This window comes from Phyllobacterium sp. P30BS-XVII (assembly GCF_014138335.1).
GTDB lineage: Bacteria > Pseudomonadota > Alphaproteobacteria > Rhizobiales > Rhizobiaceae > Phyllobacterium > Phyllobacterium meliloti.
Window position 1 is genome coordinate 62,989 of sequence record NZ_JACGXO010000002.1, and the last position, 15,654, is coordinate 78,642.

General features: G+C 56.8%; 16 protein-coding genes. 8 read left to right on the plus strand and 8 right to left on the minus strand.

The genetic code is table 11. The annotated features are described in order from the left end of the window. Window positions 1-65 precede the first annotated feature (65 nt). Entirely contained in the window at window positions 66-2,045 is a 1,980-nt protein-coding gene (locus FHW17_RS06255; protein ID WP_246706749.1) for a DUF882 domain-containing protein, read from the plus strand. Window positions 2,046-2,173: 128 nt separating this feature from the next. Here the strand turns inward: FHW17_RS06255 and FHW17_RS06260 are convergent, their stop codons facing one another. From FHW17_RS06260 to FHW17_RS25335, 3 genes are all read right to left on the minus strand, one after another. Then, window positions 2,174-2,812 (minus strand): 2-dehydro-3-deoxy-phosphogluconate aldolase, encoded by a 639-nt coding sequence (locus FHW17_RS06260; RefSeq protein ID WP_182509435.1) that lies wholly within the window; start codon window positions 2,810-2,812, stop codon window positions 2,174-2,176. 38 nt (window positions 2,813-2,850) lie between these two features. Continuing rightward, the gene (locus FHW17_RS06265; protein ID WP_182509436.1) at window positions 2,851-3,483 is read right to left on the minus strand and encodes an N-acetylmuramidase family protein; all 633 of its coding nucleotides are present in this window, start codon (window positions 3,481-3,483) and stop codon (window positions 2,851-2,853) included. 395 nt (window positions 3,484-3,878) lie between these two features. Beyond that, window positions 3,879-4,001, minus strand: a complete 123-nt coding sequence (locus tag FHW17_RS25335; RefSeq protein ID WP_281410735.1) for a hypothetical protein — start codon at window positions 3,999-4,001, stop codon at window positions 3,879-3,881. 64 nt (window positions 4,002-4,065) lie between these two features. On the opposite strand from FHW17_RS25335, the gene FHW17_RS06270 reads away from it, so the two are divergent. The 5 genes from FHW17_RS06270 to modC all read left to right on the plus strand — a co-directional run bounded on the left by FHW17_RS06270 (window position 4,066) and on the right by modC (window position 8,590). Next, a complete protein-coding gene (locus FHW17_RS06270) occupies window positions 4,066-4,995 on the plus strand; it encodes a rhodanese-related sulfurtransferase (protein ID WP_112530165.1) in 930 nt (309 codons plus the stop codon). An 87-nt stretch (window positions 4,996-5,082) separates the two neighbouring features. Beyond that, window positions 5,083-5,808: a tellurite resistance TerB family protein gene (locus FHW17_RS06275; protein ID WP_182509437.1), complete on the plus strand. Its 726-nt coding sequence runs from the start codon at window positions 5,083-5,085 to the stop codon at window positions 5,806-5,808. 273 nt (window positions 5,809-6,081) lie between these two features. After that, window positions 6,082-6,831: a molybdate ABC transporter substrate-binding protein gene (gene modA / locus FHW17_RS06280; RefSeq protein WP_112530169.1), complete on the plus strand. Its 750-nt coding sequence runs from the start codon at window positions 6,082-6,084 to the stop codon at window positions 6,829-6,831. Next, window positions 6,828-7,517: a molybdate ABC transporter permease subunit gene (modB, locus tag FHW17_RS06285; protein WP_182509657.1), complete on the plus strand. Its 690-nt coding sequence runs from the start codon at window positions 6,828-6,830 to the stop codon at window positions 7,515-7,517. The genes modA and modB overlap by 4 nt, the downstream gene beginning before the upstream one ends. After that, window positions 7,514-8,590, plus strand: coding sequence for a molybdenum ABC transporter ATP-binding protein (gene modC, locus FHW17_RS06290; RefSeq protein WP_182509438.1), 1,077 nt, complete (start codon window positions 7,514-7,516; stop codon window positions 8,588-8,590). The genes modB and modC overlap by 4 nt, the downstream gene beginning before the upstream one ends. 2 nt (window positions 8,591-8,592) lie before the next feature. Here modC and FHW17_RS06295 read toward each other — a convergent pair whose 3' ends face one another. Beyond that, window positions 8,593-9,762 (minus strand): pyridoxal phosphate-dependent aminotransferase, encoded by a 1,170-nt coding sequence (locus tag FHW17_RS06295; RefSeq protein WP_182509439.1) that lies wholly within the window; start codon window positions 9,760-9,762, stop codon window positions 8,593-8,595. Between the two features lie 90 nt (window positions 9,763-9,852). On the opposite strand from FHW17_RS06295, the gene FHW17_RS06300 reads away from it, so the two are divergent. Together FHW17_RS06300 and FHW17_RS06305 are read left to right on the plus strand one after the other, a co-directional pair. Further along, window positions 9,853-10,527 (plus strand): GNAT family protein, encoded by a 675-nt coding sequence (locus FHW17_RS06300; RefSeq protein ID WP_112530176.1) that lies wholly within the window; start codon window positions 9,853-9,855, stop codon window positions 10,525-10,527. Window positions 10,528-10,665: 138 nt separating this feature from the next. After that, on the plus strand, window positions 10,666-10,872 hold the full coding sequence (locus FHW17_RS06305) for a hypothetical protein (protein ID WP_112530277.1): 207 nt from the start codon (window positions 10,666-10,668) through the stop codon (window positions 10,870-10,872). 306 nt (window positions 10,873-11,178) lie between these two features. On the opposite strand, the gene FHW17_RS06310 is transcribed toward FHW17_RS06305, so the two are convergent. The 4 genes from FHW17_RS06310 to FHW17_RS06325 form a co-directional block, all read right to left on the minus strand. Further along, window positions 11,179-12,330 (minus strand): nickel/cobalt transporter, encoded by a 1,152-nt coding sequence (locus tag FHW17_RS06310; RefSeq protein WP_182509658.1) that lies wholly within the window; start codon window positions 12,328-12,330, stop codon window positions 11,179-11,181. Window positions 12,331-12,334: 4 nt separating this feature from the next. Then, complete coding sequence (locus FHW17_RS06315) at window positions 12,335-12,994, minus strand: DUF1007 family protein (protein WP_112530178.1); 660 nt, start codon at window positions 12,992-12,994, stop codon at window positions 12,335-12,337. A gap of 67 nt (window positions 12,995-13,061) precedes the next feature. Then, complete coding sequence (locus tag FHW17_RS06320; RefSeq protein ID WP_112530180.1) at window positions 13,062-13,961, minus strand: LysR family transcriptional regulator; 900 nt, start codon at window positions 13,959-13,961, stop codon at window positions 13,062-13,064. A gap of 1 nt (window position 13,962) precedes the next feature. After that, on the minus strand, window positions 13,963-15,153 hold the full coding sequence (locus tag FHW17_RS06325) for an amidase (protein WP_182509440.1): 1,191 nt from the start codon (window positions 15,151-15,153) through the stop codon (window positions 13,963-13,965). Window positions 15,154-15,654 lie beyond the last annotated feature (501 nt).

The following is a 15,654-nucleotide window of genomic DNA, read 5'->3' on the forward strand; positions in this document are numbered from 1 at the left end:
AAATCGGATAATCCAGATATTCGGGGACTGGAAAAACGGTCAAGGTTGGGACGACATTGTCAAACATGAATCATGCACAGAACGGCAAATCAACGGCAGTTTCTTTTGTACGCGCCAGCTGGTTTGTGTTCCTCATGGTCTTCGGCTCGATGCTGTTTGCATCGGCGCAGGCTTCCGCTGAGACCCGGACTCTCAAACTCTATTTCATCCACACGAAAGAGCGCGCTGAAATCACGTTCAAGAAGAATGGACGTTATCAGCAGGACGGCCTGAACAAGCTCAATCGATTCCTGCGCGACTGGCGTCGCAATGAACCAACGAACATGGACCCCCGCCTGTTCGATCTGGTCTGGCAGGTTTATCAGACGGTTGGTGGATCAGACTATATTCATGTGGTTTCGGCCTATCGCTCTCCTGCAACCAATTCGATGCTGCGCTCACGTAGCCGCGGCGTTGCCAAGACAAGCCAGCATATGCTCGGCAAGGCGATGGATTGGTATCTTCCCGGTGTAAAGCTCTCGACCCTGCGCGTTACCGCGCTGAAATTCCAGGCTGGCGGTGTGGGCTACTACCCGACATCTGGCTCGCCTTTCGTCCACACCGATGTCGGCAATGTCCGCATGTGGCCGCGCATGAGCCGCCGCGAATTGCTGGCCGTGTTCCCCGATGGCAAGACAATGCACATTCCTGCTGATGGTAAGCCATTGCCCGGTTATGAGCAGGCTGTTGCTGCCTATGAATCCCGCAAGCGTAGCGGTGGCTCTGTTCAGGTTGCTAGCAATTCTTCCAGATCCGGCGGTCGCAGCAAGACGCTCTTTGGTATGCTCTTTGGTGGCGGCGGTGCCGATGACGAGGAGGATTCCGGCGAAGCCGGGGTGGCCGTGGCTTCGGCTCCGACCCCATCGCGCAGTGTAGCCCGTGCTGCACCGGCGGCGGCATCGGATGATGACGAGGGTGGTTCGTCCTTGCCGGGTGTTGCTGGTGCGCAGCCCGCATCGGCCCCTATCGCACCGGCTTTGCCGACGCGCAATGCGCCAGCACCGGTGGAAGCACCGCGTCCTGATGCACCGCTTGTTGCGGGCCCTGAGGATAATGCTGCTCTGGCCTTTGCTGTGCCTGTACCGCTGCGCCGTCCTGATTATGCGCCGACGCCGGAACCGGCTGCTCCGGCAACGCTTAATGCGCTGGCCGAAGAACCGTCGACCGTTGTGGCTGCTTTGCCGACACCGCGTCCGACCGACAGCGCAAGCGCTATTCGTGACATGATCGCGGCCAATGTGAACACACCGGCCAACGAGCCAGCACCGGCCCAGCCGGAAATGGTTAATGCGCTGGTTCCTGTTCCCTTTGACAAGCCGCAGACTGGTCCCAAGCACAGTGACATGATGGTTGCATCGGTTGTGCCGAACCCGCGCCCGGCCATGCCGACAGCGCAGGTCGCGGCTGCCCCTCAGGGTGCGTCTGCACCCGAGGTTGCGGCTGCAACCGAACATGATGTTATTCCGGTTCCCAATGACGATCTGGAAGCGATCATCAAGCAGTCTGATACCGCCCCTGGCAAGGCTCCCGCCGTTGCAACAGCAAAAGCCATGCCGACATTGCCGGCCACCACAGGCGGCCGTGTTGTTCGCAACAAGCCAGCGCCGACCCAGAATACACAAGTGGCTTCCAATGAGCCTCAGCCTTCGCTGCGCCGCACGATGCTGGATGCCGGTGGCTCTGCCGATCCAGTCGCCATGCTCGACAGCGGTGTGATCACCACCAGCAAGACATCGAAGCCGCGTCGCCAAGCAGCGCAGAATCAGGGTGCCAAGGCCATTCAGGTTGCCTCGGATGTGTCGGATCGTGCATTGTCGAACCAGCAGGTTGCCGAGACGTCGCCGAATGTTGAACCGGCTGTTTTGCGCAACGAAGCAATGCGTGCCGCTCCTACAACCGTTTACACCGCAGGTTTCCAGCAGGCTCTGCCAGTATCCGATGCCAACAAGTTCACGGGCAAGGCTGTTACGTTCCTGTCGATTGCAAAGTTCACTTCAACGAATTGATTGCTGTTATATGATCAAACAAAAGGGCGGCCCGTTGGTGCCGCCCTTTTTGTTATGATTGGTGGTTGCTGCGTATCTGGGAGTGAGGGTGAAACTTGCCGGCATCACCCATAATAATAGTGAAGGCGTTACTTCGCCAGTTTTGCAGCCTCAGCGGCAAGCGCGGTAATCTCATCCCATTTTCCGGCCTGAACCAGATTATCGGGGGCAACCCATGAGCCGCCAACACAGACAACATTCGGCAGATCAAGATAGGTTTTGGCATTGCCAGCGCCGATACCGCCGGTTGGACAGAACTGAATGCCTGCAAATGGCGAGGACAGGGATTTAAGGAACGAGGCACCGCCAGCCTGTTCGGCGGGGAAGAATTTGAGCATTGTGTAGCCCTCTTCGCGCAGGCTCATGATTTCTGCCGGGGTAATGGCGCCGGGAAGCAGCGGCACCTTACCCGCAGCGGCAGCTTTCAGCAGCTGCGGTGTTGCGCCGGGGCTGACGATGAAACGCGATCCGGCGGCGCTTGCCTCTTCATACTGGCGCGCATTGAGAATGGTCCCGGCGCCGACAATGGCTTCTGGCACTTCATTGGCAACCGCGCGGATTGCGTCAAGCGCGGCCGCTGTGCGCAGGGTGATTTCGATGGCTGGAAGACCACCGGCGGCCAATGCGCGCGCCAGAGGTACGGCGTCGGCAACGTTATGGACGAGAATAACAGGAATAACCGGCTGGCCTTTCAGAACGGGTAATAGCAAATCGGTCTTCTGGGCCATGTCAAACTCTCCGCTGTTTATGGGTTCAATCGATTTAGTCATACGAAGCCGCTTTGTCTACCGCTTGCTGCCCTATCGAGAGATTCAACCGCAGCATATCGGCGCCAGGCGAGCGACAATTTGGTATCATAGCGGTTCTGTGTGAAGTTTGGACCATTATAGGCGCGCGCAAAAGCCTTCCAGTCGTGCCGCGCCAAAACGGGGATAAGGCCGCTCTTGCCGATGAAGCGGATCATCAGGCGAAGTTGCCCTTTCAATGATCCGCGTGCCTCATCCACAAGGGCGTCGACACTGTCATAACCAAGCCATTTCCAATGCGCCCCCATCACCTGTCCAATGCCCCATGATACGGATTCATAGGCGGCCTCCCGGTTGATAGCGACGGCTGCCCCCAGCAACTGCCACCGCGCCGCCTGCGACACGGGATTGCGAACCGCACCCGCCACGGGGTTTGCAAGGCCTTTGTCACGCGCGTTCAACAGCTGATTGCCCGAGAGGCGTTGGTCGAAATAATGCCCCTCGAAGCGAATGGGCGGTTCATCGCGGCCATCAACCTTGTAGAAGCAGACGCCGCCGCTCTCGACCTGCGCAACTGCAAGAAGCGCTGCCGGTTCGATGCCCGCCCGTTTGGCTTCGCTGCTGATATCCCTGATGTTCTGTTGTGAAAACATGGCGATCCCTTGTGTTTATTTACAAGGGAATTATCGGAGGCTTTCGGGTCTGTTGGATAAGTATTGGGTGGCGCGATGGTTGGTTGGTGGGTGTGGTTCGTGGTTCGTGGTTCGACAAGCTCACCATGAGGGAGAGTGAGGATGAAACTCACCATGAGGGAGAGTGTGGATAAAACGCTAATCACCAAGATTGCAGAACTTGGCTCCCCCGCAACTCACCCTTCCCCCGTCATCCTCGGGCTTGACCCGAGGACCCACGGTTAGGGAAATCAAACAGATCCAGATTTTGGCGCTTTTAAATTATGGGTCCTCGGGTCAAGCCCGAGGATGACCGGGAGGAGTGGTTTGCGGGGGGAGCCAAGTTCTGCACCTTTTGTAATCTGCAACCTTTGTGATCAGCAATTGTCGGCGATGAGCGTTTCATCCTCACTCTCCCTCATGGTGAGCTTGTTGAACCACGAACCCGGCACCACGAACCACACCATCCACACACCATCCATCAGGCAGATAGCGCCCATAAATACCCGTATCCCATGCAAATCTCTTGAAATCATCGCTTGGGAGCAGTAGTTGCAGGGGATCATGACCGATCATTCCGCAAACTTGCCCTTCAAAGTGGCAGCACTTTATCGTTTTGCCCGTCTGGAGCACTATCAGTCGCTGCAGGAACCGCTGGCGCAGCTATGCTGTGGCTTGGGGATCAAGGGCACGTTGCTGCTGGCTGCCGAAGGTATCAACGGTACGGTGGCGGGATCGCATGATGCCATCGACAAGCTTGTCGCGTTTCTGGAAGCCGAACCTGCCATTGCGGGTATGGAGCTGAAATATTCCTATGCGAGCGAAATGCCTTTCAAGCGCATGAAGGTGCGGTTGAAAAAGGAAATCGTCACCATGGGCGTCGAGGATATTGATCCGCTGAAAAGTGTTGGCACCTATGTTCCGGCGCAGGACTGGAATGCGCTGATCTCCGATCCTGACACCATCGTCATCGATACCCGCAATGATTACGAAACGGCTATCGGTACATTTGCCAATGCGGTTGATCCGCAGACCAAGACGTTTCGCGAGTTTCCGCAATGGGTGGAAAATCACCGGGAAGAGCTGGAAGGCAAGAAGATCGCCATGTTCTGCACCGGCGGTATCCGCTGCGAAAAGGCGACAGCTTATGTCAAAGGCCTTGGCTTTGATGATGTGTTTCATCTGAAGGGTGGCATTCTCAAATATCTCGAAGATGTGCCCGCCGAGGAAAGCCGCTGGGAAGGCGAATGTTTCGTCTTTGACGAACGCGTGTCGGTTGGCCATGGCCTCATCGAAGGCGAGGCGGAACTCTGTCATGCGTGCCGCAATCCGATTGCGCCTGAGGACAAAATGTCCACCCTGTTCGAAGAAGGCGTTTCCTGCCCGAAATGCTATCATGAGCGGACGGCGGAAGACCGCGCACGCTTTGCGGAACGGCAAAAACAGGTGAAACTCGCCAAAATGCGCGGCGAAAAGCACCATATCGGTTCCTGATCACAAAAACCTCTGGTGTCATTGCAATGCCATGATGCCGACCCTACCTAGGGCGGAACGCATTCGTGCAGCCATGAGGAGATTTGTATGTTCGACCCGAAGAAGATTCTTGATGATTTTCTGGGAAGCAGTATTCCCGGAACTGGAACCTCCGTTCGAGATACGGCCGGCAAGGCTACACAAATGGCCAAGGACAATCCATTGGCCGCAGGCGCTCTGGCAGCTGTGCTTTTGGGCACCGGCACCGGGCGTGATATTGCGGGCGGCGCGCTGAAACTTGGTGGCCTCGCTGCTGTCGCCGGGCTCGCCTACAAGGCCTATCAGAATTATCAGTCAGGCAATGCACCATCTCAAACGGCTGAAGCGACAAAGGCGGGCGAGCCGGAACTGCTGCCTCCGCCGGATGATTCAAGCTTCCATCCGGCAACCGCGCCGCAGGGCGAGCATGAGTTTGCTCTCGTGCTGGTGCGGGCGATGATTGCCGCTGCCCGTGCGGATGGTCATGTGGATGATGCGGAACGTGCGCGGATCGCCGAAAAACTGTCGCTGTCAGGCCTCAACAGCGACACGCAGGAATTCCTGACCCAGGAACTCAATGCGCCTGTTGACATCGATGCGCTGGTTGCCGCCGCTGTCACCGACGCGCAGAAGGTTGAGCTTTATACGGCTTCGCGCCTTGCCATTGAAGCAAAGACGCGCGCCGAGCGCGGCTATCTTGATCTTCTGGCCGGGCGTCTCAAATTGCCTGATAGCCTCATCGATCACATCGAGGCGACAATCGCCAATGTGAAAACGCCAACACCGCAGGCGTAATCACAGATCGAAACTAAAAACACCCGCTGTCACCGGCGGGTGTTTTGTCTCTCGACAAGACAAACAAGTCCAGTCTAGTTTGGCGCGTTCTGACTCGGGGCCAAGGGTTCATTCAGGACATTCTGGCAGTGTCGATGGCTGCCGCTGCGTCAAGGGTTTTGGGAGCGTCCGGGTCGCGCGCGCTTTGTTCGGACCCACCATCATGTCTGTATAATGCAACTGGATTCATGGCCGGTGTGAGACCGTCATGGATTCCTGACAGGGGTGGACCTCATGAAAAAATTTCTCATTCTGGGCTTTATGGTTCTGGCGGCGATGGCAGGTGTCAATGGCGCCACGGCTGCCGAAAAAGTAACGGTTTTTGCGGCGGCAAGCATGAAGGAAGTAATCGACACGGCTGCCGCCAAGTTTGAAGCCAAAACGGGCACGAAAGTGACTTCTTCCTTCGCTGCTTCGTCAGCGCTCGCCAAGCAGATCGAGCAGGGCGCGCCCGCCAATCTCTTCATCTCGGCTGATCTTGACTGGATGGATTATCTCGAACAGCGCAACCTGATCGACAAGCCATCGCGCAAGGTTATTGCGGGCAATGCGCTTGTTATCCTGACCAAGAAGGATAAGGGCGATGCAGCCGAAATCCTGAAAGCCGGGCGTTTTGCCATGGGTGATCCGACCAACGTTCCTGCAGGCAAGTATGGCAAGGCAGCGCTGGAAACGCTGAAAATCTGGGATGAAGTCAGCAAGAACGCTGTGTTCACCGAGAATGTACGCGCTGCGCTGGAATTTGTCAGCCGTGGTGAAGCCAATGCATCCATTGTCTATGCGTCGGATCATACCGCTGCACCGGATCTGGTTGAAGCCTATCGTTTTGCCGATTCAACCCACAAGCCAATCCTTTATCCGGCTGCACTGGTTGGTAAGGAACCATCGGCTGAAGGCAAGGCCTTCCTTGATTTTCTCGCCAGTGATGAAGGCCAGGAAATCATCAAGTCGAAGGGTTTTGTCGGTGCAGGCAAGGCGGGCTGATAGTGCTGGGTGAGGCAGAATGGGCCATTGTTCTTCTGTCGCTGAGGGTCGCGCTGGTCGCGATCCTCGTCGCCCTGCCATTTGCTTTCATCATTGCGTGGATTCTGGCGCGTTATTCCTTCTGGGGTAAAAGCCTCTTGCAGGCTGTCATCACCATGCCGCTGGTTATCCCGCCTGTGGTGACGGGCTATCTGCTTTTGGTGTGGTTTGGCGCACGCGGCACCATAGGCGGTTTTCTCAATGATATTTTCGGGCTGACCTTTGCCTTTCGCTGGACCGGCGCGGCGCTGGCTGCCGGTGTCATGGCCTTTCCGCTGCTCGTGCGGCCGATGCGTCTTTCCATTGAGAGCCTTGATCGTGGTCTTGAAGAGGCGGCGCGTTCGCTCGGGGCAGGGCGTATTGTCGTCTTCTTCACGGTGACGCTGCCGCTGCTATTGCCGGGCATTCTGGCCGGTGCCGTGCTTGGCTTTGCCAAAGCGCTGGGTGAATTTGGCGCGACGATCACCTTCGTGTCGAATATTCCCGGTGAAACGCAGACCATGTCGCTTGCGATCTACTCCCTGCTGCAAAGCCCGAATGGTGATGTCGCGGCCCTGCGGCTGATCCTCGTTTCGGTGGTGATCTCCGTCGTTGCGGTTGTCGCTTCCGAATGGTTGCAGCGGCGCCTGAGCGGAGGGCGGTCATGAGCGATACGCTGTTCGTTTCAGTCAGTGGACAGGTCGGATCATTCTCTGTTGCTGCCGAGTTTACCGCAGGCGGTGGTGTCACCGCGCTGTTTGGTGAGTCAGGCGCGGGCAAGACAACGCTTCTGAAAATGATTGCCGGGGTAACGCGCCCGGCCAAGGGCTGCATCGCCATCCGGGATCATGTGCTCTTCGACAGCGCCAGCGGAATCAACCTGCCGCCGGAACAGCGGCGTATCGGTTATGTCTTTCAGGATGCGCGGCTGTTTCCGCATCTTTCTGTCAAGACGAACCTCACCTATGCGCGCTGGGCTGGACGGCGCAGCGAGGGGCTGCCCTATGACAGGGTGGTGGCGCTGCTTGGGCTGGAGCATTTGCAGCAGCGCTCGCCGACAACGCTTTCAGGCGGCGAACGTCAGCGTGTTGCCATCGGGCGGGCACTGCTCTCCAATCCGTCACTGTTGCTCATGGATGAACCACTCTCGTCGCTTGATCATAACAGGCGGCAGGAAATCCTGCCCTTCCTTGAAACCCTGCGCGATGAAACAGGTCTGCCGATCCTCTATGTCAGCCATGAGATTGACGAGGTGGCGCGGCTGGCCGACGAGATCGTGCTTTTGCAGGCTGGCCGCGTGACCGCAAGCGGGCCTGCGGAAGCCATCTTCTCGCAGCTTGGCAGCCATGATGATGCGGGAGCGCTTGTTTCGGGCACTGTCATGGCAAGCGATGATGCCTTCGGATTGACGTCGATTGATATTGGTGGTCATCCGTTTCAGATCGCAAAACTCGGCTTTGCCGACGGGACAAAACTGCGGCTGCGCATAAGGGCGCGGGATGTTTCCATTGCCCGCGCACTGCCGGATGCGATCAGCATCCGCAACATCTTGCCCGCGCGCATTGTTTCCATCACAACCAATGAAGGCCCGGACTGTGATCTCGCGCTCGACATTGGCGGCCAGATGATCAGTGCACGCCTGACGCGTAAATCCGCCAGCGAGCTTGCTCTCAAGCAGGGCGACACTGTTTTCGCCCTGGTGAAAGCCGCATCCGTCGATCGCGGTGTGCTGCGCGGTTAAAATTACTTCGCGAGGAACCGTTCGATACGCTCAATGGCGCGCAGAATGTTTTCTTCGGAATTGGCGTAGGAGAGCCGGATATAGCCCTCGCCAAGAATGCCGAAATCCGGCCCGCCGATCAGCGCCACACCCGCTTCATCAAGCAATGCGGCTGCCAACTGCTTGGCGGGCCAGCCGGTGTCCTTGGTGTTGGGGAAGGCATAGAATGCGCCCTTCGGTGTGGTGCAACTGATGCCCGGCAGGCTGTTCAAACCATCAACAACAATCCTGCGGCGGCTGTCGAAAGCGCGGCACATTTTCTCCACATCATCCTGTGGGCCATCAATGGCGGCAATACCGGCATATTGGCTGGGTGCATTGACACAGGACCAGCAATTGACCGCAAGCTTGCGCACCTTGTCATAAAGACTATCCGGCCAGATCGACCAGCCCATGCGCCAGCCGGTCATCGCCCATGTTTTCGACCAGCCATTGAGAACAATCAGGCGGTCGCGAATGGAGGGGAAGGTCAGCAGCGAGCAATGTTCCTCGCCGTCATAGGTCATGACGTCATAAATCTCGTCGGACATGATGGCGACATGCGGGTGCGCTTCGAGGCCTTTCACCAGCTTTTCAATCTCGGATTTCGGTGTAACGCCGCCGGTCGGATTAGCCGGAGAATTCAGGATCAGCAATCGTGTTTTGGGCGTAATGAGCGCCAGCGTTTCTTCGGCGGAGAAGGCAAAACCGTTCTCTTCGCGGATAGGCACGGGAACGGGCGTTGCGCCTGTGAATTCAATCATCGAGCGGTAGATCGGAAAGCCGGGGTCGGGGTAGAGAATTTCTGCGCCGGGTTCGCCAAAAATCATGATGGCGGCAAACATCGTGACCTTACCGCCGGGAACGATGATGACATGATCTGGGGAGACTTCGACGCCCGTTGTGGTCAGCGTGCGCCGGGCCACAGCCTCACGCGCCGCGAGCAGTCCGGTCGCGGGCGTATAGCCATGGTGCCCGTCTTTTAGCGCCTTGATGGCCGCTTCGACGATATGATCGGGTGTTCTGAAATCCGGTTGGCCGATGCCAAGATTGATAATGTCCTTGCCTTGGGAGGCGAGAGCCGTTGCGCGGGCGAGAACAGCAAAGGCATTTTCTTCACCGATACGGTCGAAACCGGAGATGGTACGCAGCATTATCTTGTCCTACATACAATTTATGACTTCAGCTTTGTGCTGCTCTGACTGTATGGAGTCAAATACTCATATGCAAAACAGGCTGCTATCATGACCGATCTCAAAGACTGGACGCCGCGCCCATCTCCCGCCCGTGAACCCATTGAAGGGCACTATGTCACCCTTGAGCCGCTGGATGTGGCCAGACATGGCGATGGGCTTTATGAGGCGTCGAGTGTTGAGGATGCCGCAGACCGGTTTCGCTACCTTTTTGAAACCGCAGCGGGCGACCGTGCGGCTTTCGATACCTGGCTGGAAAAAGTATCGGCCAGCAAGGACCCGCTGTTTTTTGCGGTTATCGACAAGAAATCAGGCAAGGTTGCGGGCCGCCAGACATTGATGCGGATCGATCCGACATTCGGCGTGATCGAAATCGGCAATATTTATTGGGGACCGCTGATCTCGCGCAAACCGGCAGCCACCGAGGCACAATATCTTTTTGCGTCCTATATATTCGATACGCTGGGATATCGCCGCTACGAGTGGAAATGCAACAATGCCAACGAGCCATCCAAGCGGGCGGCGGAGCGTTTCGGCTTTACGTTCGAAGGTATTTTCCGCCAGCATATGGTGCAGAAGGGCCAGAACCGCGATACCGCATGGTTCTCAATCATCGATAGCGAATGGCCAGCGCTGAAAGCCGCCTATCAGGCATGGCTGTCGCCTGATAATTTCGATGCGGATGGGCAGCAGATCAAACGGCTTGAGGATTTCCGAGCAAGGTAGTGCTTGCGTTCGGATGCAACGGAGCTACAAAGGCTGCGAATGCTGCACCTGAAGAGCCTTTCTTGTTTAGCCAGAACTGGCTTGTTTAGACAGAACTGGTTCTCTTGAAACAAGAAAGGTCTCGAAAAGACCATGCCCGTGAGTGATCCCAAAACCCGCAATGCTGCCATCGCCGCAGCCTGTATCATGCTTGGTTTCGGTTTTGCCGCATTCTACATGCCCACAATGATGCTGGCGCTGGGCGCCCATTCACCCGCGCTTGCCGGCGTTTTCGGTGCGCTGTTTGTGTTCGGTTTCTTCATTGTGTTCTGGCTGCGAGCGAGAAGGCAACGGCATAAGGATTAGTTGGTTGGTGATTGGTGGGTAGTCAGTAGTCAGTAGTCAGTAGTCAGTAGTGAGTAGTGGTTCGTGGTTCGACAAGCTCACCATGAGGGACTTGGGTGGATGCAATGATAATCGCCAATGTTGCAGAATATGGCACCCCTTCAACCTATCTCTCCTCGTCGTCCTCAGTCCTCGGGTTAAACCCGAGGACTGAGGATGACGGAAATGGTGGGTTGTCGACAGTCACGTTCTGCAACATTGGCGATTATCGTTGCATCCACCCAAGTCCCTCATGGTGAGCTTGTCGAACCACACACTCACTACTCTCTAAAACCTCAGTGCTGCCGTCAGCAGCAACACACCGACCAGCACGATAAACAGCGCACCACCAACTTCGATGGTGTTCTGCACGCGGGTTGAGAGCGCTCCCCCGCCGGAAATTTTCAAAGCCACATTCTTGGCGGTTACTGCCAGTGTTGCCAGCGTGGCAACGGTAATGAATGTACCGAATGCCATGGCGAAAACTGAAAGCACGCCGCCAAGCATCAACCCGTTGAGTAGCGAGAAGGTCAGGACGATCAGTGCGCCGGAGCAGGGGCGCAGGCCAACGGCGACAATGGCCGCCCAAGCGGTTTTCCAGTTGAACTCACCCGCCAGCATGGCCGGATCAGGCGCATGGGAATGGCCGCAGGTGGCGCAGACTTCGCCCGCAGCATGGTTGTGAGCGTGATCATGTTTATGATCGTGATGATGATGTGCGTGATTGGCGTGGCTGTGAACATGGGCAACCGGTGCATGCGCCGCGTGGCTATGCCCGTGAGCGTGGTCGTGGTGATCATGCCCGCAACCGCAATCATCGTCATGGCTGTGATGATGGTCATGGTGCTGATCGGTCAGGACAGAGCCATGATCGTGTTTCTCAGGCATGAGATGCGCGACGCGTGGGCCAAACATCAGCGGCAGCTTGCGCCAGAGCAGCGACAGGCCGAAGGCAATAATCAGCACAAAGCTGGCAATTTCCATGTAACGGGCCGCATCGTTCATTGACACGGTGGTGCCGCGCAGAACGAGCCAGGCCAGACCAACGATGAACAGTGCGGTAAGCGCCTGAAGCATGGACGAGGCGAAGGACAGGAGAATACCGCGTTTCAGTGTGGTTTCATTGGCAAGCATATAGGACGAGATGACCGCCTTGCCGTGGCCGGGACCAACCGCATGCAGGATGCCATAAAGGAAAGAGAGGCCAACGAGGACGGAAGCCTGCCAAGGGTCCTCGCGCATGGCTTTCAGCGCATGCGTCATGGCCAGATAGAAATTGCGCTGCTGCAGGTTGATCCAGAGGATGATTTCAGCAAACGGCCCGGTTGGCTGCATGGCCACTTCGTTCGAGCCGATACCCAGCGACGAGGTCTGCGCCAGTGCGTGTCCGCTAAACAGAGCCGCAAGAACCAGCGCACAAACAAGGGTTGTTTTCCGCATCATCTTATCCTTTTGCCGGGCAGTCTATTTCCAGCCGGGTGGCGAAGATTTTCGACATATTAGTCCCAGTCGGGTCATTAAAGAAGGAGTCGGTCAATGTTGCCTGATTGGCGGCAATTGCTTCATCCGGATTGGGCCGCACGACCTTTGACTTGCAGTTTGCGGGCATGCCGGTGACGTGGATATCCGTGTCATTCACGTAATCTATGGCCGTGTAGAATGTCGGGTCGTAAACACCGAAACTCGTGACCTTGCCGAGTTTCAAGGGCTGCTTCGGTTTGCTCTCGAAGATAATCAGCAGCTGGTTGTTCTGGAAATCCGCAATCAGGTGCTCCGGCGCGGCCATGACAACCTTTTTGTTATCGAGCATCACCGACTGGAAATAGTCGAACTCCGAAATCGATGAATTGATGGTATTGGCCAGTTCGGCAAGTTCTTTCTGGTCCAGTTGCAGATCGCCATTCTTGTCGAATTCGACAAGGACTGTGCTGGAAAAGAGATCGTCAAAACGCCAGACATGGCCGAGTTTCTGCACGGTTCCATCGGGGTTGATTGTCACGTCGAGGCGCGCTTCGGCAAAGACGTGCGGATGCACATACGCCGGTGTGGCGACCATCATTCCCAAGCTGAGGGTTGCGACGAAAATCGCGAATCTTTGGTGCATTATTCCGCCCGTATCATGTGCGCAAAGGACATTCCGAACGTGTCGAAATTGGGACGATATAACATATTCATACCCTGCGGTTGTCCTTGAACCATTTTGCAAGATAGTCAACCAGCACGCGCACTTTTGCCGGTAGATAGCGGCGATGCGGGTAAACAGCGTAGATACCGCCATCACGTGGCGAGAATTCTTCGAGAACGCTAATCAGCCTGCCGCTTTCAATATCCGGTTTGGCGATGAAATCCGGCATGGAAGCAAAGCCAAGACCGGCAAGTACGGCGCGGCGGGTGGAAAGCGGGCTGTTGATTTCCATGCGCCCGGAAACCTGCACTGAAATTGCCGGACCATTCTCATTGTAAAACTGCCAGCTGTTGCGCGAGCGGTTGTTGGTGTCGATGATGCAGGGCAGGGATGCCAGCTGTTCGGGCCGTGTTGGCCGCCCGACCCGCTCGATCAGGTCAGGCGAGGCGCAGAGCACCGTGCCGAAGGGGGCAATGCGTTTGGCGATCAGCGATGAATCCTGCAAACGTGTAATGCGGATGGCAAGGTCAAAACCTTCTTCCACCAGATCGACGAAGCGGTCATCGAGGCGCACATCAAGCACGATATCCGGCTGCTCGATGCAGAAATCGATCAGGCACTGGCCGATATCCGCATCGGCAAAGGAGCGGGAGGCGGAAACCTTGATGCGGCCTTTAACGTCGCTGCTGGATTCGCGCACCGTTTCCTGCAGGCTTTCCACCTCACGCAGGATTTCGCTGGCGCGCTGGTAATAGGTATGCCCGGCCTCGGTGAGCGAGAATTGCCGTGTCGTGCGGTTGAGCAGCAGCGCACCGAGTTCATCTTCCAGTTCCCGGACATATTTGGAAAGCAGCGCCTTTGACCGGCCTATCTTGCGTGCGGCGGCGGAAAACCCTTCCGCCTCCACCACATCAATATAAGCGCGCATCCGGGTGAGTGTGTCCATATCAGTTCCTTGTTTCTGCTGACGACAGAATGGCGCTGCCAAGACGGATCAGGGCGCTGTCACTGCCCTTCGGGCCCAGCAGGGAAATGCCGAAGGGCGCGCCGTGGACCTGCCCGAGCGGCAAGGTGATTTGCGGAAAACCGGAGAGGCCGGAGAGGCAAAGCAATCGCAGCGCCCGTTCGCGGTAAGCCTGCAACTCGTCGAAAGTCGAGTTGACCATGGGGGCGGCACCGGGAACCGTTGGCAGTACCATCACGCCATCCTCTTTGAGCACATCGGCAAGCTCGCTGCGGAAAAGATCCCGCCGCTTCGTCTGGGCTTCATAGGTTTGCGCATCGATGGTCGAGCCATATTCGAAACGCTCTTTGACGCCGGGGCCAAGATGGCGATCCGCTGCCGATATCCATGCGCCATGGGCGGCCCATGCCTCGAACCCTTGTATCTGCCGGAAGCAGAGATAAAGATCATCCATCGAGGCTGTCGACTGGCGGGCGGATTTGGCATGGCCAAGATGCGCAGCAACACGGCCATACATGGCACGGAAGGCTGCGTCTTCCGCTTCACCCGTCAGGTAATGTTCCAGAAGCGGGATGAACAGCGGGCGGTTGAGCTTGAAGTCGGTTTCATCTGGCCCGAGCAGGACCGCGCCCACTTTTTCATAGAGCGCCATATCCCGTGCGAACCAGCCGAAAGTATCAAGCGAGGGCGCGAGCGGCATGGCCCCGCCAAGCGACAGGCGGCCATGGGTGGTGCGCAGGCCAATCAGCCCGCAGAAGCTTGCCGGTGCGCGGATGGAACCGCCAGTGTCCGATCCGATGGCGATATCGGCAAGGCCGCCCGCCACGGCGGAAGCTGATCCCGAGGACGATCCGCCAGTCACCCGGCCGGGTGCCTTTGGATTGATAGGGAAGGGATAATGGCTGTTCTGCCCCATCAGCGAAAAAGCCAGCTCGTCCGTCTGCGTTTTGCCAATGAATGTGGCCCCGGAATCCAGCAGTTTCTGCACGGAAGGCGCGGTAATACTTGCGGCTGATTCGTGATTTTTCCCAGGATTGCCACATTGCGTCGGCAGGCCCGCAATATCGAAGATATCCTTGACGGCGAGCGTGTATCCGCTCAGCGGGCCGTCCACGGCTGGAAAGGCCTGAAAAGGCAGGTTTAGCAGGGCATTCAGGGGTGAAATCGTCTTCATCGTTCAATAATTCTATGTGATTTGAGTCCGTTTGTTCAATGAATAAAAAAATTTCGCAAATGCGAGATTTGTCATTGATTGGACACAAGTTTGGACTTATATCGCCCTTGCCCAAAGTCGCACGTGCCCCATGGGTGTCCGCCGATCCTCATTATGGTGAGGAAACGGTATGGTACCTGGAACTAACCCCTCCAGTCAGTTTGACGGCCTACTGCCAGACTGAGGACATCTTGAAGCAACGACGGTGCGGGCCTTTCTGGTGTCTTTCGGCTGTCCATAAGCCGGAATTACTGAAGAGGCACACCTTCATTGCCGGTAGTGCGGATGGGATCATCCAAACCAAGGCAGACAAAGCGGATCAACGCTGGCTTAGCGTAGATCCATCGCCGCTTGAACTCGTCCGTGTTCCCAGCATCTCCAAAGGCTGGCTTCGCGTGAGATGGATTCATGCACTTTGTCCTGGCGATCATACGGGGGAGAAACCCCTGCGATCGCAACTTG